The following is a 22,099-nucleotide window of genomic DNA, read 5'->3' on the forward strand; positions in this document are numbered from 1 at the left end:
TCCTGATTAGCGCAGATAATGAGACGGATTTATGAAGCCGTCAGTGGCATGTTTCACATGTGTTTTGTAATCGTTGTGAGCAAGGCGTGGCTGCCCTGATCAATCAGCTGGTAAACCTGCTCAAACCCGTCCTCGCCGCCATAATAAGGATCGGGTACATTCTTCGCTGGATCATTCAAGAACAATCGAAGGCCCGGGTGGTCAAGTTGAGATCGGGAATAGAGGGTTTCCAGATTCTCTGTGTCCATCGCGAGGATCAGGTCAAACCTATTAAAGTCCTCTGCAATCACTTGGCGTGCTCTTTGGCGGGAGATGTCGATCCCGTATTTGGCGGCAACTTCAATTGATCTTGGGTCTGGCGGGTTGCCAGCGTGCCAAGCGCCGGTACCGGCAGAATCAATATGAATATGGTCTGTAAGGCCAGCTTTATGAACAGCATCCCGAAACACCCCTTCGGCGAGCGGGGAGCGGCAGATGTTACCAAGGCATACGAATAGCACTGAAGTCATGGGCTAGGGTTCGGACTCATAAATGAGATGGTATTGGCGATGTCATTGGCGATAGTTCGCGAGGAAGTGGCCGCTGGCCGAGTCTATGCCCTAGACAAAGCTGCCCCACGCCGCACTGTCAAGACGTTGTGAGCTTTGCGGAACTGGGTGCCGCGAGTGTTTCGGGATATAGTCTGTTTCGCATTCAGATTTTGCGAGTACCGTGAGATCGGTATCAAAGATGCCGGCAAACAGCGAGTAGGACTTTTGCGGGAGAGTGAGATGGCGGAGCGGTTGAAGCCGGAAGATCGTGCTGCAGGATTGCAGGAACTTCCAAATTGGCACTTAGTGCCGGGGCGGGAGGCGATCTCCCGATCTTTCAAGTTTAAGGACTTTCAGGAAGCCTTCGCTTTCATGACTCATGTGGCCTTTGCGGCGGAGAAAATGAACCATCATCCTGAGTGGTCAAACGTCTATCGGACAGTTGACATCGTGCTGGCGACCCATGACGTAGGCGGCCTCAGTCAGCTGGATATGGAATTGGCCCGAAAAATCGATGTCATCTCTGGCGGGTTCAATTGAAGTAATCCAGCGTCATAGTTTGCGAATGCTTTTTCGAGCGACCTCAATAGGCCTGTTTGATCTGATTGGTTCGTAAGCCGGTTGATACGAAAAGCTACCTCAGGAACATTGGGATGTTGTTCAATCGGTGCCAGTCGAATCTATTTCTCCGAAACTTTTTGCAAGTGGAACCGGTGACCGGTTTCTGTGCGGGCCGCTTCGATCAAAGTGTGCCCATGTTCCTGGCAGAAATGGGGGATGTCGATTTCGGCCATCGGATCTGTGGTCAAAATCGTCAGTTCTTCACCGGGGCTGAGTTTTGAGAGCGCTTTTTTGGTCTTGAGGACCGGAAGCGGGCATTTGAGGCCCATCAGATCGAGCAGATTACGTGTCACCTTAGTGTCCATTTTTCAAACAGGCATTTCTCTCAAACATAAACAGTCAACGACGACTGGAAAAATTGCAGGGATTCCTGAATTTCTAGTGTGCATGTTCCGTTTTCTAGACGCTCAGCGTTCGGGCGTTTCTCCACTTAAGCCTTCTTAAAGGCTTGGGCAATTTACTTATGGGCAAAATTACCAAAGGGAAGGCTCTCATGAGGAACCTTTGCATTGCTCTTTGTCTTTTGTGTGCTTTAGCGGTTCTGCCGGGCAAGGCTCATTCTGACCCCGTTGGTCTTACGCTCGTTACGCAGAGTTTCGCGCCACTGCAGTTTGCCAAGGATAATGAGCCGGCAGGCTATGTCGCCGATTTTTTGCTTGAGGCTCTTAAGCGGGTCAATAATGACGGCCGTCCTGTACACGTTGAGGCTTTTGAATTCCTGCCGTGGAAGCGGGCCATGCTCATGGCTGAAACGCAGCCCAATACCCTGTTTTTCTCCTTGTCCCGAACACCCGAGCGGGAAGACAAATTCATTTGGTTGGGTGAAGTCTCTCCCTACGGCCAGTATCTCTATCAATTGAAGAGGCAGCCACCCATTCAAACCGCAGGTTTGAAGGATCTTTTGAAACAAGACTACCGCATCGGGGTGCAAAGGGGCAGCAGCCAGCACAGCTATTTTCAGGAGTTGGGCGTGCGGGATGCCTCGACGCTGGTACATATGACCAGCTACCAGCAGGGCATTGATATGTTGTACCTCGGCCGGATTGATCTTTTGCCGTTGACCGGCTTCCTGTCAAAGGGAACGGTTTGCGCGCGCGGGCATGACGGCACTCAGTTGCAGCCGGTCGTTTACATCAAAGAGCTCGCCAAGCCGCTCTGGGCCGTATTCAGCAAAGGGACTGATCCAGAACTTGTTGCTGCAGTCCAAGAGGAAATGAAGAACCTGCGCGAGGAGGGGTTTTGGGAACAGCGCTTCAATCACCATGTTGGGCTTTGGCAAGAGATTGCCTGCGATGCAGTTGCAATCACTGAGCCGGAAATGGTTTCTGCTGACTAACAGGTTTTTCGATTGTAGGTTCTGCATCAAAGGCGCGTTTCCGCGTTGTCACTCCCTAATATGGTTTTGGAATGTTTGATCATGACTACTGAGCTGCCGTCTTCAATAGATGTTCTCGACTTCTGGTGGGAGGCGGGGGCGTCCAAATGGTTCGCCAAGGACGATAAATTCGATGCGCACTGCCGGGACATGTTTCTGCCGGCAATCGAGGCCGCACAGCGCGGCGACCTCGACAGCTGGACGGAAACGCCCGACGGTGCCCTTGCCGTAATCCTGCTGCTCGATCAGTGCACTCGCAATGTTTTCAGAGGGTCTGGACGGGCTTTCGAGGCTGATTCAAAAGCTGTCGAAATCGCCAGGGCTGCGGTTGAGAGAGGATTTGACCGGGCATTTCCCAAAGAAGCCAGGGTGTTTTTCTATCTGCCGTTTGAGCATTCGGAGGATATGGCAGACCAGGAGCTGTCCGTCGACCTTTGTAAAGCGCTGGGCGATATGAGCTATTATCATTATGCGCTCATTCATATGGATGTGATCCGCCGATTCGGTCGGTTTCCGCACCGCAACAAGGTTCTGGGCCGTCAATCGACCGAGGCGGAAATTGCGTTTCTGGAAAATGGCGGTTTTTCAGCCTAACAGGCAGCCCATCGGTCAGGTTTAGAGCGGCAGCACTTAGTGTGCTGCCGTTTTTTTATGCGTGTTTGCGGCGCACAAAATATTTGCATACTTTTTAATCACCTTAATGTTGGCTGGCTATTTTTTGGGCGAATTCCATGCCTGGAAATCGATCAGTCCAATTGTTCAGGCTGGACCAATAAACGGCGTTTCAGGTTTCGAACGCGCAGAATTCTGCCATTCCTCAGTAAAGAATCCGAAGTTGGCACGGTCCTTGAAAAGAAAGGGGCGACACTGGTTCGTGCGCCGGTCGCCTGGCGCAAGAAAGATCCGAACCCTTCCAGAGGGGATCAAGGACACGAACGAACCGGTAGCTGAGCTTCTTCGCCGGGAAGGGGCGCTACAGAGGGGAATGGAACGAGCAATGAAAATAGTGATGGCCATCATCAAGCCGTTCAAGCTCGACGAAGTGCGCGATGCCTTGACCGGCATCGGCATCCAGGGGCTGACGGTCACGGAAGTCAAAGGCTATGGCCGCCAAAAGGGCCACACCGAGATCTACCGCGGCACTGAATACGCGGTCAGCTTTTTGCCGAAACTGAAAATCGAAGTCGCTGTTGATGCCGGATCTGTCGACAAGGTTGTCGAAATGATCTCCGGGGCAGCCAAAACCGGTCAGATCGGCGACGGCAAGATCTTCGTCTATTCGATCGACCAGGTCGTTCGCATCCGCACCGGCGAAACCGACGCCGAAGCTCTGTGATTTAGGTAAGGAAACGTAACCATGAAAAAACTAGTCGCTAAGGGCGCGGCGTCCCTGGCTCTTCTGAGCCTCAGCGCTTTGCCGGTACTGGCCCAGGATGCAGAAGCTGCGCCGGCCGTCTCTCCGGAAGTCGCTTATATCTTCAACACTCTCCTGTTCCTGATGGGCGGGTTCCTGGTCATGTGGATGGCTGCCGGCTTTGCAATGCTGGAAGCAGGCCTTGTCCGCTCCAAGAACGTCTCCATGCAGTGTCTGAAGAACATCACTCTCTACTCCATCGCGGGTCTGATGTTCTGGATCACCGGATACAACCTGATGTACACCGGCGTTGACGGCGGTTTCATGGGGTCCTTCGGCCCGTATTCCTTCGACCCGGTCGGTGGCGATGCACTCGATACCGGGTACTCAACCGCGTCTGACTGGTTCTTCCAGATGGTGTTTGTGGCAACTGCGGCGTCGATCGTCTCCGGAACTCTCGCTGAGCGGATCAAGCTGTGGCCGTTCCTTGGCTTTACCGTTGTTCTGACAGGCTTCATTTACCCGATCGCAGGTTCCTGGCAGTGGGGTGCTGGCTGGCTCTCCGAAATGGGCTTCTCCGATTTCGCTGGCTCTACGCTCGTTCACTCCGTTGGCGGCTGGGCAGCTCTTGCTGGTGCGCTGATCCTGGGTGCCCGTAAAGGCAAATACGGTTCTGACGGTGTTGTGCACCCGATGCCGGGCTCTTCCATGCCGCTGGCAACGCTCGGTACCTTCATCCTGTGGCTCGGCTGGTTCGGCTTCAATGGTGCATCCCAGCTCGCAATGGGCACCATCAGCGACGTGACAGACATCTCCCGCATCTTCGCAAACACCAACATGGCAGCAGCTGCCGGTGTGGTCGCGGTCGTTGTCCTGACCCAGGTTCTCTACAAGAAGGTCGACGTGACCATGGCGCTCAACGGTGCGCTCGCAGGTCTTGTCTCCATCACTGCTGAGCCGCTGGCTCCAAGCATCTGGCAGGCCGTCTTCATCGGTGCCATCGGTGGCGTAATTGTGGTCTTCACAGTTCCGCTGCTCGACAAGCTGAAAATCGACGACGTTGTTGGCGCCATCCCGGTTCACCTGATTGCAGGTATCTGGGGCACGCTGATCGTACCGCTGTCCAACGGTGACACCTCTTACGTCACGCAGATCATCGGTATCGTCGCATACGGTGTCTTCACCTTCGTGATCTCCGGCATCGTCTGGTACGCCCTGAAAGCCGCTGTCGGCATCCGGGTATCCGACGAAGAAGAAGCTCTGGGTCTCGACAAGGTCGAAGTTGGCGTCGAAGCCTACCCGGAATTCGGAACCGGTTCCCAGCGCCTCTAAGGCAGGCGCCGGCCAAAGATATCTCCCAGGCGGTCTATTGGCTCGGACCGCAAACTTGGAACCCCGGGGTTTATTCCCCGGGGCTTTTTTATCCCCATTCCATCTGTGACGTACAATGTGCGGAGCCGCATTTGGTCGATGCCTGCGCCACGCGGCCTAGGCAAAACGCTTTGCCCCGGCAACGCAGAAGATAACGAGCGTTGTTACACCTATCATGGTGAGAGCCACCGGCTCATGCAGCAGCAGACTGGCCAGCAGCAATCCAAAAAACGGCTGTAAAAGTTGCAGCTGGCTAACGCCCGCAATTCCGCCGATTGCCAGTCCGCGGTACCAGAATACAAAACCTATCAGCATCGAAAATACAGTAACATAACCCAGGCTGGCCCATGCAGCCGCCGGAATGCCAACCCAGCTTTCCGGCAAAGACATGAGTGTGAGCGGGACCGTGACGGGCATTGAGAGAATGAGCGCCCAGGAAATGACTTGCCAGCCGCCAAGGTGCCGCGACAGGGTTGCGCCTTCTGCATACCCAAGACCGCACAAAACAATCGCGGCAACCATATATAAATCTCCCTTCAGCGAGATCCCGGTACTAAGTGATAGTGAATATGCCGCGACAGCCAGGCTGCCGGTGAACGAAAATAGCCAAAACAGAGACTTCGGCCGTTCGCCAGCCCGAACGGCTCCAAAAATGGCCGTCACAAACGGCAGTAAACCAATAAATACAATCGAATGGGCCGACGTAATATGTTGCAGGGCCATCGCTGTAAGTAACGGAAAGCCAACGACAACTCCCAACGCGACAAGGAACAGGGATTTGAGGTCCCGGCGTCCTGGAAGGGGCTGTTTTAAGATCAGCAACAGGCATAATCCGAGCAATGCTGCGCCTGCTGCACGTGCCGAAGTCAGAAACAGCGGATCAAAACTGGAGACGGCAACCCGTGTTGCTGGCAAAGATCCACTGAAGATGATGACGCCAAGCAGTCCGCTGCCCCACCCTGCCGCTGTCCGGTTCATGAAACATCCTTTCTTTAAACCATGTTTTCTAGATGGCGGACTTCGAAGGAACCAGATACAAATCAATACAGTTGTCGAGAACTGTATTGTTCATTGAAGCCGTACAATTGGGAGAGCAAAATGAGCGTTGGGGCGCGAACCGGCTCGGTAATGGAGGCAATTCGCAGTCAAATCGCGAGCCGGGCATTGGTTGCCGGAGAAAAATTGCCTTCGATCCGGGCGTTTGCGGGATCGATGCAGGTCTCGCCATCAACCGTTGTTGAGGCTTATGACCGGCTGGCGGCGGAAGGCGTGATTTTTGCCCGCCGGGGGGCCGGGTTCTATGTATCGGACGTTGCGCAGCCATTTTCGGTTTCAAAGGTAGAGCCGAAGTTGGATCGTAACGTCGACCCTTTTTGGGTTTCCCGCCAGTCACTCGATGCTGATTCAGCGTTTGCCAAGCCAGGTTGTGGTTGGTTGCCGGCCGATTGGATGCCGGTCGCACCGCTGCGCCGCGCTCTGCGCGGTCTGGCACGTGGCGATGATGCGCTATTGTCCGACTACGGTGACACGCGCGGGTTCTCAGATTTACGCAGGCTCTTGGCGCGGCAATTTGCAGACGAAGGTCTTCCTGCTGACACTGATCAGATACTGCTGACCTCTTGTGGCACACAGGCAATTGATCTCATTTGCCGTTTGTTGTTGAAGCCTGGGGATGCCGTTCTGGTTGACGATCCCTGTTATTTCAATTTTCAAGCTATTTTGCGGGCTCACCAGGTTGCAGCGGTTGGTGTGCCAATGACCCATTCAGGGCCGGACATGCCGCAATTTGAGCGAACCGTTGCTCAGGTGAAACCACGCCTCTATCTGACCAACTCCGCCCTGCACAATCCGACAGGTGCGGCCTTAACTCCGCAAATCGCACATAGAATTCTGAAAGTCGCGGCAACGCATGGGTTGATCATCGTTGAAGACGATATCTTCAGTGCGTTTGAGCCGGATCCGTCACCCCGGCTTGCAAGCCTGGATGGATTGAACCAGGTTATCCGGATTGGCAGTTTTTCCAAGACGCTTTCAGCGTCAGTCCGCTGCGGTTACATTGCTGCCCGCCCGGATTGGGTTGAGGTCCTGATTGATCTCCAGATCGCAACCAACTTTGGCGGACCCAGTCCCTTGGCCGCGCATATTGTGTTCGCGGCGCTCAGTGATGGCAGTTACCGCAAGCACTTGGAGGCCTTGCGCATCCGCCTGGCCCGAAGCCGTCTTCAGGTCTCGGAAAAGCTGGGTCTGCTCGGTATCGCACCTTGGCTGATGCCGCGCGGCGGTTTTTACCTCTGGTGTCTATTGCCAGAAGGGGTCAGCGCCGCTGGTTTCGCGCAAAGGGCGCTAACAAACAAAATCGTACTTGCGCCGGGAAATGTATTCAGCGTGTCTCAAGGGATGGACAGGTTTATGCGGTTCAACGTCAGTCAAATGAGTGACGACGCGATCTATGAGACTTTAAGAAGAACGATGCTCGAAGTCTAATGGCACTGATTGCATAAAAAACGTGCAAGTGCCTATGATTTTCGCTCGTAAAACAACGTTTAGAAAGTCCTGTTGACGCTAATTGCCCTGAAAAATGGCGAGAAGCTGATGTTTTTCTTGGCAATTGCTCAATTGGCATCCATTTTGAATGCAGTGGATCCCGAAAAGCACAAACAAAGGGCTGTTTGCCTAATTGGGGGTCATATATGGATACGCCATCCGTTGGCGGGGACGTCTTTTTTGTTCTCGTCGGAGCCATTCTCGTTTTCGCCATGCATGGCGGGTTTGCCTTCCTCGAAGTCGGAACTGTCCGGCACAAAAACCAGGTCAATGCCCTGGTGAAAATCCTGGTCGACTTTGCAATCTCGACCGTTACCTATTTCTTCGTCGGCTTCACCTTTGCCTATGGAACGAGCTTCTTTGTCGATGCTGCGACCTTGTCCGGCGGTGGCGAAGGTTTTGAGCTTCAGGGCCTTACACTGGTGAAGTTCTTCTTCCTGACCACATTTGCGGCGGCCATCCCGGCGATTATTTCCGGCGGCATTGCTGAGCGCATGAAGTTTCTGCCGCAATGTCTGGCAACGGCTGCTCTGGTCGGCATCGCCTATCCGCTGTTCGAAGGCATGATCTGGAACGGAAATTTCGGTTTCCAGGGGTGGCTTGAAGCGTCTTTCGGGGCCGGTTTCCACGACTTTGCCGGATCCGTGGTTGTTCACGGCGTTGGCGGCTGGGTCGCGCTTGCAGCCGTGCTTTTGCTCGGTGCGCGCCGGGGCCGGTATGACAAAAACGGTCGCCCAATTGGCATTCCGCCGTCGTCCATTCCCTGGCTCGCCATGGGCTCCTGGATGTTGTGTGTCGGCTGGTTCGGTTTCAACGTTATGACGGCCGCATCGCTTGAATCTGCTTCCGGTCTTGTGGCGATCAACTCGCTGATGGCCATGGTCGGCGGTATCTTGACGGCGCTGATTGCCGGGCGGAATGACCCTGGTTTTGTTCACAACGGAGCTTTGGCGGGGCTGGTCGCAGTCTGCGCTGGCTCTGACGTCATGCACCCGGTTGGCAGTTTGATCGTCGGCGGCGTGGCCGGTGTCATCTTCGTCCAGGGCTTCGAGTTCTGCCAGAACAAACTGAAGATTGATGACGTGCTCGGCGTCTGGCCGTTGCATGGCATCTGTGGTGCCTGGGGTGGGATCGCTGCCGGTATCTTCGGCTTGGAAGCCCTTGGCGGTATGGGTGGTGTCGCTCTGCCATCTCAGATCATTGGTACGATTGTCGGTCTGGCCTATGCGTTCGCAGTTGGTTTCGTTGTCTACGGGATCTTGAAGGCCGCGACCGGACTGCGCCTGTCTGCAGAAGAAGAACACATGGGGGCTGACCTTGCGATTCATCGCATCAGCGCCAACCCGGAGAGCGACCTCGGCCGCTGATTTCCGGTTTGAAAACAAGAACAGCCACCCTCAGTTACGTTGAGGGTGGCAAATGCTTTCTAAGCGAATTCAGTCGATCAATGCCTTCAGGGCTCTCGCTTTTTTCCGTAAGGATTGTTCAACCTTGAGGTCTGTCGCTGCGAGCCCTGCCAAAGCCGAGCCAACCGCGCCTTTGGCCAGCAAAAGCGTTCCCACTTGAACCCGGCCCCGCCACAAGGCGCCGATCATCGGATGTCCAGGAATTGCAAGGGAATCCGCTTTGATGAAGCCGGGTGTCTCTAGGTTTTTTCTGAGGGCAATGATTGCGATCTGAGATCCTGGAGAGGACCGGGCAAAGGTCTCGTCAAAAGCGATCTTCCAGGAAAATATCCGGCCGTTTTCCAAAAACAGAACAAGTGCCGCTACCAGTGTGTCACCTGCCCACAATTGATCGATGCGCACTCTGTTCCAGGCTGACAGGTTTTGGATAGCTTCCCGGGAAAACATAGCAGTTTCCGGAGTGTTGGCGAGCGCCGTGCCCGCCCGGCCTTTCCATCCTTTGGCTTCCAGCTCCAGAAATGCTTCAAAACCGGCAATCGTTTCCTTGCCCAAAAGATGCCGGACGCTAATCGAACCATGATCTTCCAAGCGGCGTAACTGACGCTGCATTTCCTTGCGCCGTTTGCCATGAAACGCAGCTTCATACTGAGTTGCCCCAAGGTCCCCGGAGCCATGTCCGGCCCTTTCCACCAATTGGCTCCATCCAGCGGTCCAGCCATCGGCCTTTAAGGCGAGTTGGGCAATTCGGCTTGTCTTAGGCAGAAACGGTAAGGCAAGTGTGTTTGAAGAGCCGGCCGCTGATTTCAGGAAGAGGGCGATTGCATCTGCTTGAGCGTCCGGATGGAGGAGCGGTGTCCCGAGCGGGGCATAATGTGATGTCCAGGCTGTATTGACCGGCATAGCCAAACCGGCTGGCCGCCGTCCGATCGGTGCTGTTAGCAGCCAATCTCCGCTTGACCTGTCCCGTACCACCATGAGTTGGACGCTTTTAGCGGGAAAAGCACGAAGATATGGCTGCAGAAAACTCGGTGTGAAAAAAGGATTGGGATCGCATGCCGTCCCGGCAAGATCCTGCCATTGGTCAAGCGGTAAGTTCGCCGCCAATGGATCCATCCAGACAGCTTCAAGCTGTTCCTGTTTTTCGGAAAGACCGGTCAAACGGCAGGGTTCCTAGGGTGAAACAACAAGGGGATAATAAAGGTCGTGATATTGAGCTTGTATTTTGCAGCCAATGCAAGCGCTGTGGTTTCAAATAAAATTGCGCAACTCGTTGCGATTGCAGCTCCAGCCAGGCCGAGCCACGGGATCATGATCAGATTGAGCACAACATTCAGGACAAATGTCGCTCCATAAATGCCGGCGCAGGTTTTTTGTAAGCCGGTCATGGTCAGCAGGGCATCGGCGGGGCCAATTGAGGCCCGGGCCAGAACACCAATCATCAGAAGGGCAATCAGCCAAAACCCGTCTTCAAAGCCGGCACCAAACAAACGCAGCAGCAAGGGGGCAATTAGAAGCAAGCCGGCGCCAGCAGCCAAAGAGGGCCAGAACGTCCAACCGACCGCTTGGCGGACATAAGTGGCAAGGCCGTCCATATCACCACTGTGCAGATAACGCGAAAAGCGGTGCGCAGAGGCCGCGCGCACAGCAAAATAGACAAAATGCACCAGCGCTAGGGTTTTGGAGGCTGCGAAATAAACTGCAACCTGATCCGGGTCCTCAAAGAAGCTGACCATAATCACATCTGCGCTTGTGATCAGCTGCAAAAAGCCATCAACCGCCAGCATCGGCAACGAGACCAGGAACCAGAGTTTCAGATCCGTGGTCTTGGCTTTGTCCGGCAAGGAAGGCTTCAAGCGGACATTAAGGTGCATATGCTGATAAAGCGCTACCAGAAGAGCGGATAAAACCGCAGCATAGGCGGCCGTCAACGCGGTCGCACCCAAGCCGAAGGCGATCACAATCACCAGAATGATCAAGAGTGCCGCTGGCCGCCAGATATAGGTCGGCAGCATGGCGAGGAATGGCCAATCGTGACTGCGTGCGATGCCATCCTGGGCCATGGCATATGCAAAAAAGGGCAGGGCGAGCAGCGTCACTGACAGCGGCGCGACATAGGACGCATCAATCATCGGACGCAATAGCGCGATCGCGGCGATCCCGATCGCGGCTATTCCTGTGCCGGTAATGAGAGCAGATAACCGGCTGGTGCGAATGAACCCGCGTAAGCTGGCAGGATCCTCGGCTTGCCGGTATTTGGGGATGAACTTGCTTGCAGAAGCCGAAAAACCGCCACAGGCCATCACGCCAAGGATTATGACGACGGTCCAGGCCACGGCAAATATTCCGTAATCATGCGCGCCAAGCAATCGGGCAAGAACAACCTGAGACAGATAGGCGAGCGCAGCTCCACCCACGCGGATAGCGAAGGTAAACAAGGCCATCAATTGGGCGGCCTGATTGTCCGATCCATTGGCGCCAAGAAGACCGGCAATCCGTTTTGCCACGTCTTCGAGGCGCGCTGCCAAGGGGAAATTTAGCAGGCGAGTAGGTGTCGGATTGTCCGGAGACTGCACGAAAAGTTCCTTTATGCGTATTCTTCCGTATTTATGACATGGGGACATTAACATTCCGTGGCTTCCTGCCGCTCTTGAGAGATCAAGCCGAGAGCAAATTTTGCCCGAAATGGCCCATGCGCGTCGTGCTGGCTTGCCATATCCCACAAGAAGGCACTAACAAGGCGGACAAACTGGACAAGCCGCCGGAGCCGTGCCCTGACCTTAATTGCTGAAAACCTGACCATCGACCGCGGCGGGCGCCGGGTGTTTGAAAATCTTTCATTTTCGCTAGATCAAGGAACCGCCCTTGTGGTGACCGGCGCCAACGGCATCGGCAAATCGTCTCTGCTGCGCACGCTTGCCGGGCTTGTTCCGTTGGCTAGTGGGGCGATCCGGTTGACTGGAGGCGACGATGACAAGCCCGCACACGAACACGCACATTATTTCGGCCACCAGGATGCAGTGAAACCCGCTCTGTCTGTTCTGGAGAACCTGGAATTCTGGCGGAGTTATACCGCGCCTGCGTTTGTCAGCGGGTTTGACGCAGATCTGAAAAAGCCCATTCAGGCGCTGGAGTTCCTTGGAATTGGTCACACGGCCCATCTGCCTGCTGCTTATTTGTCTGCCGGTCAAAAGCGGCGTTTGTCTCTGTCCCGGCTGTTGGTCACCCCCCGGCCGATCTGGTTGATGGATGAACCCACATCCGCACTCGACAACAAGTCGGAACAACAGCTTCTGGATCTTATGAACGGGCATCTGGCCTCAGGCGGACAGATCGTGACTGCTACTCATACCAAATTGGCCCTTGCCAAAACTCAGGTGCTGCATCTGGAAGCCGCCAAGCTGACCGAGCAGACCTTTGAGGAGACCCTGACATGAGCGGATGGGCAACGGAACTGTTTCAGCGGGACTTGCGTCTTTCCGTCCGGGTTGGCGGCAGCGCCCTTGTCGGGGTTTTGTTTTTCCTCGCAGTAGTGACCGTGATTCCCTTTGGTGTTGGCCCAGATCTCAACCTGCTGGCCAGGATCGGGCCGGCCATTCTCTGGATCGGTGCTCTTTTGGCGACGCTACTCGGGCTGGACCGGCTGTTTCAGGCGGATCGGGATGACGGTACCCTTGATCTGATGCTAATGGCCGGGCGCCCTCTCGAGATGGTTGTCCTGATCAAATGTCTGGCCCACTGGGTGGCCACTGGCCTGCCGCTGGTTGTTGCAGCGCCTTTACTCGGCATCTTTTTGAACCTGGATCCGGTTTCCATGGCGGCGGTGACCGCAACGCTTCTGGTCGGAACGCCGGCCTTGACGCTGATCGGTGCTATTGGGGCTTCGCTGACGGTCTCGATGCGCCGCGGCGGATTGCTTCTGGCTGTGCTGGTGGTGCCGCTCGCCATTCCGGTGCTCATCTTTGGGGTCAGCTCCGCTGATGCAGCGATTCACGACCCGGTGCCGTTTTTGACACCGTTCTTGATTCTGTGCGCCCTATCTCTGATCGCGGCAGTGATTGGGCCGATTGCATCGGCGACGGCTCTGCGATTCGCTTCCGATTGAGGGCCGCCTCATAGAAACGAAACCAGCGTCTCCCATATTTGTGATGGCGTGGTCTTTCTGCGACTTGACCAAACGCAATGCGTTTTGTGACGCGCTTGTGCATTGAAGCAGGCACGTCACTAGATTAGAACGGTTCCATGGCTTTCTGGGATTACGCAAACCCGACGCGCTTTTTGAGACTGGTGCAGATCGTACTGCCCTGGCTCATCGGTCTGTGCGTCCTGTTCTTCGCCGCTGGGCTCTACATGAGTTTCTACATGGCGCCCGAGGACTATCAGCAAGGTGACACCGTACGGATCATGTACATTCATGTTCCGGCCGCTTGGCTGTGCATGATGTGTTATACGGTGATGTCGATTTCATCGATTGGCACTTTGGTCTGGAAACATCCGCTGGCCGATGTGTCGGCCAAAAGCGCTGCTCCGATCGGTGCGGCTTTCACCTTCATGGCTCTGGTGACAGGGTCTCTTTGGGGCAAACCCATGTGGGGGACCTATTGGGTCTGGGACGCCCGGCTGACGTCGGTGCTGGTTCTGCTCATCATGTATCTGGGTCTGATGACCCTTTGGCGGACCATGGATGACCCGATCAAGGCCGGAAAGGCAGCTGCGGTTCTCACCCTGGTGGGCGCGTTGAACCTGCCGGTGATCAAATTCTCCGTTGATTGGTGGAACACACTTCATCAGCCGGCGAGTGTCGTTCGCATGGATGGTCCGACCATTCACCCTGACATTCTATGGCCTCTTTTGGTCATGGCCACCGCATTCACCCTGCTGTTCTTCGTCATTCACTTCATGGCGATGCGCAACGAAATCCTGCGCCGGCGTGTGCGTGCCATGCGCATGCGCGCGGCGAGTGCCACACATCAGGGCCCTGCCGGGGCCGCCCAACCTGCGGAGTGACGATTTTGGATCTTGGACCACACGCCGGATTTATCATCGCCTCCTACGGTCTATGTCTGTTGACGGTAGTGGCACTGATTGCTTGGGTGCGTATCGATAAAACCGCCCAGGAAAAGGCGCTCAAGGATCTTGCAGATCAAGGCATTACCCGGGCACGTCCGGAACACGGGAGCACCCTGTCCTCATGAGTTCCATGGAAAATGAAACAAGCACGACTCCGAAAAAACGCGGATTTCCGGTTCTTGTGCTCTTGCCGCTGATCGTTTTTGTCAGCCTGGCATTCCTGTTTCTGTTTCAGCTTCTGATGGGCGGGGACCCGAGCAAGATCCCGTCTGCCTTGATCAACAAACCGGCGCCGGAATTCGCGCTGCCGCACTTGGAAGACCTGTCAAAGGACGGTGTTCAGATGCCGGGGTTCTCCCGGGGTGATCTGATCGGCCAGGTGTCTGTGGTCAATATCTTTTCCTCCTGGTGCGGTCCGTGCCGCCAGGAACATCCGCTGCTTGAAGATCTGGCCAAATTGGACGGCTTTCAGATGATCGGCATCAATTATAAGGACAAGCCGGAAAATGCCCGCCGGTTCCTCGGCAGCCTAGGCAATCCGTATGACCGGATCGGTGTCGACAACACCGGACGTGCGGCCATTGACTGGGGCGTTTACGGCGTGCCGGAAACCTTCATCGTCGATAAGACCGGCACCATCCGTTACAAGTTCATCGGTCCGCTGGATCCGACAAACTACGAGACAGGATTTTTGCCTGAGCTTCGGAAGATTATCGCTGAGGGCTAATCTTCTGAAGAATAATCACCGGAATACGGGCTTTATTCACAAACACGCGAAAACAGCGGAAATCTGCCAGTATCACTGGCACGTGACTCGCGATTTACAAGGCTCCCGACTATTTTGATTGAAACAGTTACGGGACATCAGTCAATGGCGGGCAGCTACACCCGGGTGGCAACACAGGCTATCCGAGCGGGTTTTTTTGTAATCTGCGGGATAATTTCTACTGGCGCATTTGTTGATGATGCGATTGCAGAGCCGCGGAAGGTGATTGAACTCTTTACCAGTCAGGGCTGCTCCTCCTGCCCACCTGCAGATCGGCTCGCTGAACAGCTCGTTAAAGAAGACGACAGCGTGCTCACATTGTTGATGCCGGTGGACTACTGGGACTATCTCGGCTGGAAGGATACACTTGCAAGTCCGGTTCATTCCCAGCGGCAGCGGGCCTATGCGCAAAGGCGCGGAGACCGGTCTGTTTATACGCCGCAGATGGTCATCAACGGTGAAGAGCATGTGGTTGGCAGCCGGGAAAATCATGTGCGCGCAGCACTTGACCGGGCCTCCCCGCTGTCCACAAACGTTTCTCTAAAAATATCCGATATGGCCGTGGAAGCGCAGGTTGGTGGCGCGCTGCCTAAAGGGGCCAAAATGGCAACGGTCTATTTCTTGCGGGTTCAGGATGAAGCGACGGTCGAGATTGGCCGCGGTGAAAACGCTGGCCGTGAGATCAAATACGTCAACGTGGTTCGCGACCTCGTCCCGATGGGCATGTGGTCCGGTGGAGACGAAACCTTCCGCATGGCAAAGTCGAAACTGAACCTGTCAGGCGATGCCAGGTGCATCATTCTTGTTCAAGTGGAAGACAATGATGGTCCAGGCCGGATCATCGGTGCGGCTGCCATGGATTGGAAAAAGGGTTTTTAGAACCTTTTGCCGTTTCTCGGCGATGCTTTTCCTTTGAAATCCCGGTTTGCCGGTTGCCTTGGCAGTAAAACCTGATACCCCTTGCAGCGCTCTGCACACCATCAGGCCGCCATGGCCTTAGGGGGTCTTTATGGCGGATGGTTTCCGGCTCCGGATTGCCTTTTTCAGCATTGTTGTCGGCATAATTGTTCTTGCCCTGAAGTTCGGCGCCTATTGGCTGACCGGGTCGGTTGCGCTCTATTCCGACGCTCTTGAAACCATCGTCAACATAGCGTCTTCGGTCGCGGCCCTTGCAGCCATCTGGTTTGCCTCAAAACCTGCAGACAGCAACCATCCTTATGGCCACGACAAGGCAGAGTATTTTGCCGCCGTTTTGGTGGGGGTGATGATTGTTCTGGCCGCGCTTTCGATTTTCCGAGCCGCTTGGCTGGGGTTTGTTCAAGGCGACAGCCCCGATTTTTCCTTGCCCGGCATCGGCATGAACGTTCTGGCCGCTGCCATCAATGGCTTGTGGGCCGCCTATCTTGTCCGATTTGGCCGCAAGGCTCGCTCACCAGCACTTGTTGCTGATGGCAAACACCTCTTCACCGATGTCATCAGTTCGCTGGGTGTGCTGGTTGGTGTCGTTCTGGTTCTCTTGACCGGCTGGAATGTCCTCGACTCGGTGCTCGCGGTTTTGGTTGGCTTGACTGTGTTGTGGTCCGGCTGGGGCTTGGTCAAGGAATCGGTCGGTGGATTGATGGATGAAGCCGCGTCTGCCGATGTTCTTGATAAAATCCGCGCTCAGATCTCGGAGCAGGGCGAAGGCGCGCTGGAAGCGCATGACCTTCGAACCCGCATTGCCGGACGAACGACTTTCATCGATTTTCATCTTGTCGTGCCGGGAACGATGACGGTTGAGTCGGCCCATTCCATTTGTGATCGGATCGAAGAAGCGATCAGCGAAGATGTGCCTGGCGCCCGTATCACCATTCATGTGGAGCCGGAGCACAAAGCCAAACATTCCGGCATTGTTGTGCTTTAGAGCATGTTGGACCAAATTGCTTTCAATTGAACCGCGAATAGGTCTAGGTTCGGCGCTTCGGAAAATTTGGATGTCCCATTGATGCTTTCCTGGCAGCGTTTGCGCGCTCAATTCGTTGATCATTTTGTTCTGATGAGTGGCGCGCTTTTCATGAGCCTGCCCGTCTATGCGCTTTTTGCTGCAACGACACATGCGCCAGGAACGCGGGTGATGCCACGTCTGGACCTTGGAACGCATGTTTTGGACAACTACGGCGCATTTTTAACCGCGAGCTCCGGATTTTCAGGCGATATCACAGCCATTGGCATGTTGTGGAATTCCTTTGTGTTCGGGGCCGGTTTTGCCGCCTTGAAAACACTTGTTTCGCTTCTAGCGGCCTTTGCGCTTTTGTATTTTCGTGTCCGGTTTGCGTCCGTCATTTTCTGGCTGTTGTTGTTGACTTTGATGCTGCCATTGGAATCCCGCTTTCTGGCCACTTATTCCGTAGCAGCGGAGCTTGGTCTGGTGAATACGCGTGCGGGCCTGATCCTGCCGTTGGCAGCCTCTGGTCTCGGAACGTTGTTCTTCCGCCAGTTTTTGATGACTGTGCCGGATACGCTTCAAGAATCGGCCCGGATGGACGGTGCAGGTCCCTTGAAATTCCTGGCTGATATTCTCCTGCCCCTCTGTCTGCCGACAGCATCTGCCCTATTTCTGGTTTTGTTCGTGACTGGATGGAACCAATATCTGTGGCCCGTCATGATCACCTCCGAAGAGGCGTCTTATACTGTCGTGCGGGGCATGCAGTTCTTCGGCAGCACAAGCCTTTATGGCGTGACGTTGGCGGTTGTTGCGGTTCTGCCGCCGGCTGCTCTTGTCATCTTGTTTCAAAGACAAGTGGTTAAAGGTCTCTTTGACGGCTCACACTGACAAAATGGAAACCCATGACATTTGAGGCAATTCTGTTCGACTGCGACGGCGTTCTGGTCGATTCTGAAAAAATCTATGTTGAGGTGGAACGGGAACATCTCGCGCGTATCGGCCTGAGCTACAGTCTCGATGAGTATATGGGCCGGTTTCAAGGATTGGCTGGAGCCGATTTCTTCGCAACTTTGGACGCCGACCACCGGGCGCTTGGCAAGGGCCCCCTGCCGGAGACGTTTGGTCCTGAGCTGGACGCGGCAACCATGGAACGGATCGACAGGGAACTGGACGAAATTGCGGGTATCAAATCCCTGCTTGATGCCCACAACGGTCCGCGCGCAGTGGCGTCTTCGTCACGCCTTCAGCGGCTGATCCACAAATTGAAGCACACAGGGCTCCATGACTATTTTACGCCGCATATCTATTCCGGCGAGCAGGTCGCCAATGGCAAACCCGCGCCGGATCTGTTTCTGTTTGCGGCCAGCAAACTGGCTGTTACCCCAGAACGGTGCCTGGTGATTGAAGACAGTGCCAATGGCATTAAGGCAGGCCTGGCTGCGGGCATGACGGTATGGGGGTTTGTCGGGGGAGGCCATTCCCACGATGGCCATGCCGACAGTCTGCATCAAGCCGGAGCTCACCGTGTCGTCGACAGCCACGATAGCCTTTCCACGCTTTTGGCGGCCTAAAAAGAGGCGCCTGTTTTAGGCGCTCTCGTCCCGTGCCTGATTGCGCAGAATGCGGCGGATAATCTTGCCGGTGGTAGTCATCGGCAGGGCATCGACAAACGCGATCTCACGAGGATATTCGTGGGCGGACAAGCGCTGACGCACAAAGGTGCGGATGTTGTCTTCAAGTTCGGCGTCTGCCGTTTCTTCTGGTTTCAGAACCACATAGGCCTTGACGATTTCAGTGCGCAGCGGATCCGGTTTGCCGACCACAGCTGCCAAAGCGACAGCGGGATGTTTGATCAGGCAATCTTCGATTTCTCCTGGACCGATCCGGTAACTGGCCGAAGTAATGATGTCGTCATCCCGGCCGACAAAATGCACATAACCGTCCTCGTCCATCACGCCTTGGTCGCCAGTGATCATCCAGTCGCCGATGAATTTTTCTTTGGTGGCGTCCGGCTTATTCCAATACTCCAGAAACATTACCGGATCCGGCCGTTTGATCGCAATCTGGCCGAGGGTTTCGGCCGGAACGGGCTCTCCGGCTTCATCGATAATCGCAACTTCGTGACCGGGTGTCGCCTTGCCGATGGCGCCGGAGCGGGACACATCAAGCGCGGCGCAGGATCCAAGCACAGCGTTGCATTCCGTCTGGCCATAGAATTCGTTGACCTGGAAGCCGAACTCTTCTGAAAACCAGTCGTAGGTTTCCTTGCCAAGGGATTCTCCGGCGGAGCCGACACTGCGCCATTTCAGGTCAAACCGGCTGGCCGGCCGATCGACGGCACGCAGCATTCTGAGCGCTGTAGGCGGAATGAATGCATTGCGGATCTGTTGTTTTTCAAGCAGATGAAACGCAAATTCGGGATCGAATTTCCGCGTAGCGTGACAAATGACCGGGACACCAAGTTTAAGCGCTGGGAATAGGGCGTTCAGAAGACCTCCCGCCCAGGCCCAATCGGCGGGCGTCCACAGAAGGTCACCCGGCTGGCCGAGAAAATTCTGCGAGAGCTCAATGCCTGGCATGTGACCGAGAAGAACCCGGTGGCCGTGCAACACGCCCTTAGGTTGGCCTGTGGTGCCGGACGTATAAATCATCAGCGCCGGATCATCCGGGGTGGTTGCCAGAGTCTGGAATTGATCGGATGCCTGTTCCAGGAGGTTATGAAAACCTTCAACGCCCGACGCTGGGCCGTCGACGGAGACGACCAGGTCAAGGTTCGGAACGTTGTCCCGGATTTCGCTGAGTTTGGTGAGACCTGCGGTATCGGTCACCAAAGCCTTGGCGCCGGAATCCGACAGCCGGTAGCTCAGCGCTTCCAATCCGAAAAGCGCGGCGAGCGGCACTGCAATAGCGCCGATCTTGTAGGCAGCCAGATGGGCGATCGCCGTTTGTGGAACTTGAGGCAGCAAGAGCGCGACCCGGTCACCACGTTTGATGCCTTTGGCCAAAAGCGCGTTTGCAAAACGGTTGGCAGCGCGGTTCAGCTCCTGGTGGCTCCAGTCTTCCGTGATTCCGTTTTCGAGAACGTGCCGGATAGCCAATTGGTCTGGAGATACCGCCGCCCAATGATCGCTGGCAACTGCCGCCATATTGTAGGTGGCGGGTCGTGGCCACTTAAACTCGGTTTTCAGCGATGCGTAGGTGCTTGCGGGTTGCAGCATGATGGTCCGGTCCGGTGCGAAAAATTTAGGCAGCGGAGTTTAGAAGCAGCATTGCTGCGGCGCAACAGAGGAATAGTGGTCTTATTAACGGGCCAGAGGATGGGCGTTTTCGACCAATTCCCGCAAGCGTTCATCGAGTACATGGGTGTAGATTTGTGTCGTGGAAATGTCTGCATGGCCAAGCAGTTGCTGTACGACCCTGAGATCGGCACCGTTCTGCAGAAGGTGCGAGGCGAAGGCGTGACGCAACACGTGCGGTGAGACTTTTGCTGCGTCCAATCCCGCCGCAATCGCCAGATCCTTGAGTTCCCGGGCAAAATGCTGACGGGTCAAATGCCCGCTGCCGCCATGGGAGGGAAACAGCCAAGGGCTGGTCTCATAGGCGCCTTCTGCCGCGCGCAGGCCGACGTAGTCTTTCATGGCCGCTTGGGCGGCATGCGATAGAGGTACCAGCCGCTCCTTGCCGCCCTTCCCCTTGATTTCAATCAGGCGGGCATCCCGCAATGCGGCGGTGACAGGCAGGGCCACCAGTTCGGATACCCGCAAGCCCGTGGCGTAGAGCACTTCGATGAGTGTGTACATCCGCTGCGCGCGCAAGCGTGCGGCGGTTGATGTGTGCGCAACTCCGGTTTGCTGGCGCGCGGTTTCGATCAGCCGGTCGACATCTTCCATCGACAAGACTTTAGGCAAGCTGCCGCGCTTTTTTGGGGCTGACAGGGTCCGTGTTGGATCGTCCTCCCGGCTGCCTTCGGAATATAGAAACTTATAGAACTGTTTTAGAGCCGACAGCCGCCGCGCTTGGGAGCTTTCTGCAAAACCGCGCCGGTTCAAATCGCTCATGTAGCCGGAGATGTGATCCGAATTGGCATCTGCCAGTTTCGTCCGGCCGAGAAAACCCGAAAAATCTTCAAGGTCGCGCCGGTATCCGGCGAGCGTGTTTTCAGCGGCTCCGCGTTCGGCGGCCAGCATCTCCAGAAAATTTTCCAGATCGAACCCGGTAGCCATCAGCGGCCGAACCCATCTTTTTTCACGCGCACCGTGATTTCCCGCTCCCTCGGCTCCACAAAGGTCGCAAGCGCATAGAGCGTGCCATAGCCGATCGCACCCAAAACTATCAGCGCAAGCAAGAGGCGGGTAATCGTCGGCACAAGGGTCTCCAAATGGGCGAATCACACGCCTGGAATGGTTCCCCAAGCGCGGACGTGTTGCAAGTAATGAGCTTGCGGTAAATTCTGATGTTTCCGCTCCGTCCCTCGTGCCTTTTTTTACGAATATGCTAAAACGCGGCCATGAAGAAACATGACAACATGCAGATGCCGGAAAAAGGCGCTGATGCGGGGAGTGCGGACGCGGTCGATCTGGAGCATTTGGTCTCGGCCCTCGGGGCACGCTCGATCGTTCTTGTCGGCATTATGGGATGCGGTAAATCGACCGTAGGCAAGCGTCTTGCTTCCAGGCTCGGCCTGGAGTTCGTCGATGCGGACAGCGAGATCGAACGGGCGGCCAATATGACGGTGTCCGAGATTTTCGCTGAACATGGCGAGCCCTATTTCCGCAGCGGCGAGGAGCGGGTGATCGCCCGGCTTCTTCAGGAAGGGCCGCAGGTTCTGGCAACCGGTGGCGGTGCCTTCATGAGCGAAACGACCCGGGATGAGATCAACGCGAATGGCTTGTCGATCTGGCTGAAGGTGGATTTCGACACGGTGATGGCGCGGGTGCGCCGGCGCTCAACCCGGCCGCTGTTACGCAATCCGGATCCGGAAGGCACCATGCGCAAGCTGATGGCCGACCGGGAGCCGGTTTATGCCAAGGCCAAGCTCACCGTGACTTCCAAGGATGTGCCGCATGAGGCCGTCGTGGATGAAATTGTTTTGACCCTTGCGGATCATCTGTTTGGACCCGGTCAATCCAACGTGTCCTGAA

At 55.5% G+C, this 22,099-nt stretch carries 25 protein-coding genes; 17 read left to right on the top strand and 8 right to left on the bottom strand.

All coding sequences use genetic code 11. The annotated features are described in order from the left end of the window. Positions 1–53 precede the first annotated feature (53 nt). Entirely contained in the window at positions 54–509 is a 456-nt protein-coding gene (locus FJ695_RS06065) for a low molecular weight protein-tyrosine-phosphatase (protein ID WP_141184608.1), read from the bottom strand. 261 nt (positions 510–770) lie between these two features. Between FJ695_RS06065 and FJ695_RS06070 the strand changes: the two genes are divergently transcribed. Then, entirely contained in the window at positions 771–1,070 is a 300-nt protein-coding gene (locus tag FJ695_RS06070; protein WP_141184609.1) for a 4a-hydroxytetrahydrobiopterin dehydratase, read from the top strand. A gap of 140 nt (positions 1,071–1,210) precedes the next feature. On the opposite strand, the gene FJ695_RS06075 is transcribed toward FJ695_RS06070, so the two are convergent. Next, positions 1,211–1,456 carry a sulfurtransferase TusA family protein gene (locus FJ695_RS06075; RefSeq protein ID WP_141184610.1) on the bottom strand — a complete coding sequence of 82 codons (246 nt, stop codon included), beginning with the start codon at positions 1,454–1,456 and terminating at the stop codon, positions 1,211–1,213. A gap of 188 nt (positions 1,457–1,644) precedes the next feature. Here FJ695_RS06075 and FJ695_RS06080 point away from each other — a divergent pair, with 188 nt between their 5' ends. The 4 genes from FJ695_RS06080 (at position 1,645) to FJ695_RS06095 (ending at position 5,212) form a co-directional block, all read left to right on the top strand. Next, a complete protein-coding gene (locus FJ695_RS06080) occupies positions 1,645–2,487 on the top strand; it encodes an ABC transporter substrate-binding protein (RefSeq protein ID WP_168206275.1) in 843 nt (280 codons plus the stop codon). An 81-nt stretch (positions 2,488–2,568) separates the two neighbouring features. Then, positions 2,569–3,120 carry a DUF924 family protein gene (locus FJ695_RS06085; RefSeq protein WP_141184612.1) on the top strand — a complete coding sequence of 184 codons (552 nt, stop codon included), beginning with the start codon at positions 2,569–2,571 and terminating at the stop codon, positions 3,118–3,120. Positions 3,121–3,523: 403 nt separating this feature from the next. Continuing rightward, positions 3,524–3,862 (top strand): P-II family nitrogen regulator, encoded by a 339-nt coding sequence (locus tag FJ695_RS06090; protein WP_168206276.1) that lies wholly within the window; start codon positions 3,524–3,526, stop codon positions 3,860–3,862. Positions 3,863–3,883: 21 nt separating this feature from the next. Continuing rightward, a complete protein-coding gene (locus FJ695_RS06095; protein WP_141184613.1) occupies positions 3,884–5,212 on the top strand; it encodes an ammonium transporter in 1,329 nt (442 codons plus the stop codon). Between the two features lie 156 nt (positions 5,213–5,368). Here the strand turns inward: FJ695_RS06095 and FJ695_RS06100 are convergent, their stop codons facing one another. Beyond that, positions 5,369–6,229: a DMT family transporter gene (locus tag FJ695_RS06100; RefSeq protein WP_141184614.1), complete on the bottom strand. Its 861-nt coding sequence runs from the start codon at positions 6,227–6,229 to the stop codon at positions 5,369–5,371. A gap of 120 nt (positions 6,230–6,349) precedes the next feature. Here FJ695_RS06100 and FJ695_RS06105 point away from each other — a divergent pair, with 120 nt between their 5' ends. Beyond that, entirely contained in the window at positions 6,350–7,735 is a 1,386-nt protein-coding gene (locus FJ695_RS06105) for a PLP-dependent aminotransferase family protein (protein WP_168206277.1), read from the top strand. Between the two features lie 206 nt (positions 7,736–7,941). Beyond that, positions 7,942–9,162 (top strand): ammonium transporter, encoded by a 1,221-nt coding sequence (locus FJ695_RS06110; RefSeq protein ID WP_141184615.1) that lies wholly within the window; start codon positions 7,942–7,944, stop codon positions 9,160–9,162. A gap of 69 nt (positions 9,163–9,231) precedes the next feature. Here FJ695_RS06110 and FJ695_RS06115 read toward each other — a convergent pair whose 3' ends face one another. After that, positions 9,232–10,359 (bottom strand): GNAT family N-acetyltransferase, encoded by a 1,128-nt coding sequence (locus FJ695_RS06115; RefSeq protein WP_141184616.1) that lies wholly within the window; start codon positions 10,357–10,359, stop codon positions 9,232–9,234. Then, a complete protein-coding gene (locus tag FJ695_RS06120; protein ID WP_141184617.1) occupies positions 10,356–11,774 on the bottom strand; it encodes a lipopolysaccharide biosynthesis protein in 1,419 nt (472 codons plus the stop codon). Before FJ695_RS06120 ends, FJ695_RS06115 begins: the two co-directional genes overlap by 4 nt. A gap of 198 nt (positions 11,775–11,972) precedes the next feature. On the opposite strand from FJ695_RS06120, the gene ccmA reads away from it, so the two are divergent. The 9 genes from ccmA to FJ695_RS06165 all read left to right on the top strand — a co-directional run bounded on the left by ccmA (position 11,973) and on the right by FJ695_RS06165 (position 18,529). Continuing rightward, positions 11,973–12,635: a heme ABC exporter ATP-binding protein CcmA gene (ccmA, locus tag FJ695_RS06125; protein WP_141184618.1), complete on the top strand. Its 663-nt coding sequence runs from the start codon at positions 11,973–11,975 to the stop codon at positions 12,633–12,635. Beyond that, positions 12,632–13,303: a heme exporter protein CcmB gene (gene ccmB / locus FJ695_RS06130; RefSeq protein WP_141184619.1), complete on the top strand. Its 672-nt coding sequence runs from the start codon at positions 12,632–12,634 to the stop codon at positions 13,301–13,303. Before ccmA ends, ccmB begins: the two co-directional genes overlap by 4 nt. 137 nt (positions 13,304–13,440) lie before the next feature. Then, complete coding sequence (locus FJ695_RS06135) at positions 13,441–14,205, top strand: heme ABC transporter permease (RefSeq protein WP_141184620.1); 765 nt, start codon at positions 13,441–13,443, stop codon at positions 14,203–14,205. Further along, complete coding sequence (ccmD, locus tag FJ695_RS06140; RefSeq protein ID WP_247653797.1) at positions 14,202–14,393, top strand: heme exporter protein CcmD; 192 nt, start codon at positions 14,202–14,204, stop codon at positions 14,391–14,393. Before FJ695_RS06135 ends, ccmD begins: the two co-directional genes overlap by 4 nt. Next, complete coding sequence (locus FJ695_RS06145; RefSeq protein WP_141184622.1) at positions 14,390–14,995, top strand: DsbE family thiol:disulfide interchange protein; 606 nt, start codon at positions 14,390–14,392, stop codon at positions 14,993–14,995. The genes ccmD and FJ695_RS06145 overlap by 4 nt, the downstream gene beginning before the upstream one ends. A 144-nt stretch (positions 14,996–15,139) precedes the next feature. Then, a complete protein-coding gene (locus FJ695_RS06150) occupies positions 15,140–15,913 on the top strand; it encodes a thioredoxin family protein (RefSeq protein WP_141184623.1) in 774 nt (257 codons plus the stop codon). Positions 15,914–16,043: 130 nt separating this feature from the next. Beyond that, positions 16,044–16,937 carry a cation diffusion facilitator family transporter gene (locus tag FJ695_RS06155; RefSeq protein WP_141184624.1) on the top strand — a complete coding sequence of 298 codons (894 nt, stop codon included), beginning with the start codon at positions 16,044–16,046 and terminating at the stop codon, positions 16,935–16,937. A gap of 81 nt (positions 16,938–17,018) precedes the next feature. After that, positions 17,019–17,846: an ABC transporter permease subunit gene (locus FJ695_RS06160; protein WP_141184625.1), complete on the top strand. Its 828-nt coding sequence runs from the start codon at positions 17,019–17,021 to the stop codon at positions 17,844–17,846. Between the two features lie 14 nt (positions 17,847–17,860). Continuing rightward, positions 17,861–18,529 (top strand): HAD family phosphatase, encoded by a 669-nt coding sequence (locus tag FJ695_RS06165; protein ID WP_141184626.1) that lies wholly within the window; start codon positions 17,861–17,863, stop codon positions 18,527–18,529. Positions 18,530–18,544: 15 nt separating this feature from the next. Here FJ695_RS06165 and FJ695_RS06170 read toward each other — a convergent pair whose 3' ends face one another. From FJ695_RS06170 to FJ695_RS27960, 3 genes are all read right to left on the bottom strand, one after another. After that, a complete protein-coding gene (locus FJ695_RS06170; RefSeq protein ID WP_141184627.1) occupies positions 18,545–20,176 on the bottom strand; it encodes an AMP-binding protein in 1,632 nt (543 codons plus the stop codon). Positions 20,177–20,260: 84 nt separating this feature from the next. Continuing rightward, a complete protein-coding gene (gene xerD, locus FJ695_RS06175; RefSeq protein ID WP_141184628.1) occupies positions 20,261–21,181 on the bottom strand; it encodes a site-specific tyrosine recombinase XerD in 921 nt (306 codons plus the stop codon). Continuing rightward, on the bottom strand, positions 21,181–21,324 hold the full coding sequence (locus FJ695_RS27960) for a hypothetical protein (RefSeq protein WP_168206278.1): 144 nt from the start codon (positions 21,322–21,324) through the stop codon (positions 21,181–21,183). Before FJ695_RS27960 ends, xerD begins: the two co-directional genes overlap by 1 nt. Before the next feature lie 159 nt (positions 21,325–21,483). Between FJ695_RS27960 and FJ695_RS06180 the strand changes: the two genes are divergently transcribed. After that, positions 21,484–22,098, top strand: a complete 615-nt coding sequence (locus FJ695_RS06180) for a shikimate kinase (RefSeq protein ID WP_247653848.1) — start codon at positions 21,484–21,486, stop codon at positions 22,096–22,098. Position 22,099 lies beyond the last annotated feature (1 nt).

It is taken from the genome of Labrenzia sp. PHM005 (assembly GCF_006517275.1).
Taxonomy (GTDB): domain Bacteria; phylum Pseudomonadota; class Alphaproteobacteria; order Rhizobiales; family Stappiaceae; genus Roseibium.

Bases quoted from the DNA above. Each gene is read 5' to 3' on its own strand.
- FJ695_RS06080 (WP_168206275.1), top strand. From the start codon at position 1,645: ATGAGGAACCTTTGCATTGCTCTTTGTCTTTTGTGTGCTTTAGCGGTT.
- FJ695_RS06085 (WP_141184612.1), top strand. From the start codon at position 2,569: ATGACTACTGAGCTGCCGTCTTCAATAGATGTTCTCGACTTCTGGTGG.
- FJ695_RS06150 (WP_141184623.1), top strand. From the start codon at position 15,140: ATGGCGGGCAGCTACACCCGGGTGGCAACACAGGCTATCCGAGCGGGT.
- FJ695_RS06075 (WP_141184610.1), bottom strand. From the start codon at position 1,456: ATGGACACTAAGGTGACACGTAATCTGCTCGATCTGATGGGCCTCAAA.
- FJ695_RS06165 (WP_141184626.1), top strand. From the start codon at position 17,861: ATGACATTTGAGGCAATTCTGTTCGACTGCGACGGCGTTCTGGTCGAT.
- FJ695_RS06110 (WP_141184615.1), top strand. From the start codon at position 7,942: ATGGATACGCCATCCGTTGGCGGGGACGTCTTTTTTGTTCTCGTCGGA.
- FJ695_RS06070 (WP_141184609.1), top strand. From the start codon at position 771: ATGGCGGAGCGGTTGAAGCCGGAAGATCGTGCTGCAGGATTGCAGGAA.
- FJ695_RS06095 (WP_141184613.1), top strand. From the start codon at position 3,884: ATGAAAAAACTAGTCGCTAAGGGCGCGGCGTCCCTGGCTCTTCTGAGC.
- FJ695_RS06155 (WP_141184624.1), top strand. From the start codon at position 16,044: ATGGCGGATGGTTTCCGGCTCCGGATTGCCTTTTTCAGCATTGTTGTC.
- FJ695_RS06100 (WP_141184614.1), bottom strand. From the start codon at position 6,229: ATGAACCGGACAGCGGCAGGGTGGGGCAGCGGACTGCTTGGCGTCATC.
- FJ695_RS06105 (WP_168206277.1), top strand. From the start codon at position 6,350: ATGAGCGTTGGGGCGCGAACCGGCTCGGTAATGGAGGCAATTCGCAGT.
- FJ695_RS06170 (WP_141184627.1), bottom strand. From the start codon at position 20,176: ATGCTGCAACCCGCAAGCACCTACGCATCGCTGAAAACCGAGTTTAAG.
- FJ695_RS06135 (WP_141184620.1), top strand. From the start codon at position 13,441: ATGGCTTTCTGGGATTACGCAAACCCGACGCGCTTTTTGAGACTGGTG.
- FJ695_RS06065 (WP_141184608.1), bottom strand. From the start codon at position 509: ATGACTTCAGTGCTATTCGTATGCCTTGGTAACATCTGCCGCTCCCCG.
- ccmB (WP_141184619.1), top strand. From the start codon at position 12,632: ATGAGCGGATGGGCAACGGAACTGTTTCAGCGGGACTTGCGTCTTTCC.
- xerD (WP_141184628.1), bottom strand. From the start codon at position 21,181: ATGGCTACCGGGTTCGATCTGGAAAATTTTCTGGAGATGCTGGCCGCC.
- FJ695_RS06180 (WP_247653848.1), top strand. From the start codon at position 21,484: ATGCAGATGCCGGAAAAAGGCGCTGATGCGGGGAGTGCGGACGCGGTC.
- FJ695_RS06160 (WP_141184625.1), top strand. From the start codon at position 17,019: ATGCTTTCCTGGCAGCGTTTGCGCGCTCAATTCGTTGATCATTTTGTT.
- FJ695_RS06145 (WP_141184622.1), top strand. From the start codon at position 14,390: ATGAGTTCCATGGAAAATGAAACAAGCACGACTCCGAAAAAACGCGGA.
- FJ695_RS06090 (WP_168206276.1), top strand. From the start codon at position 3,524: ATGAAAATAGTGATGGCCATCATCAAGCCGTTCAAGCTCGACGAAGTG.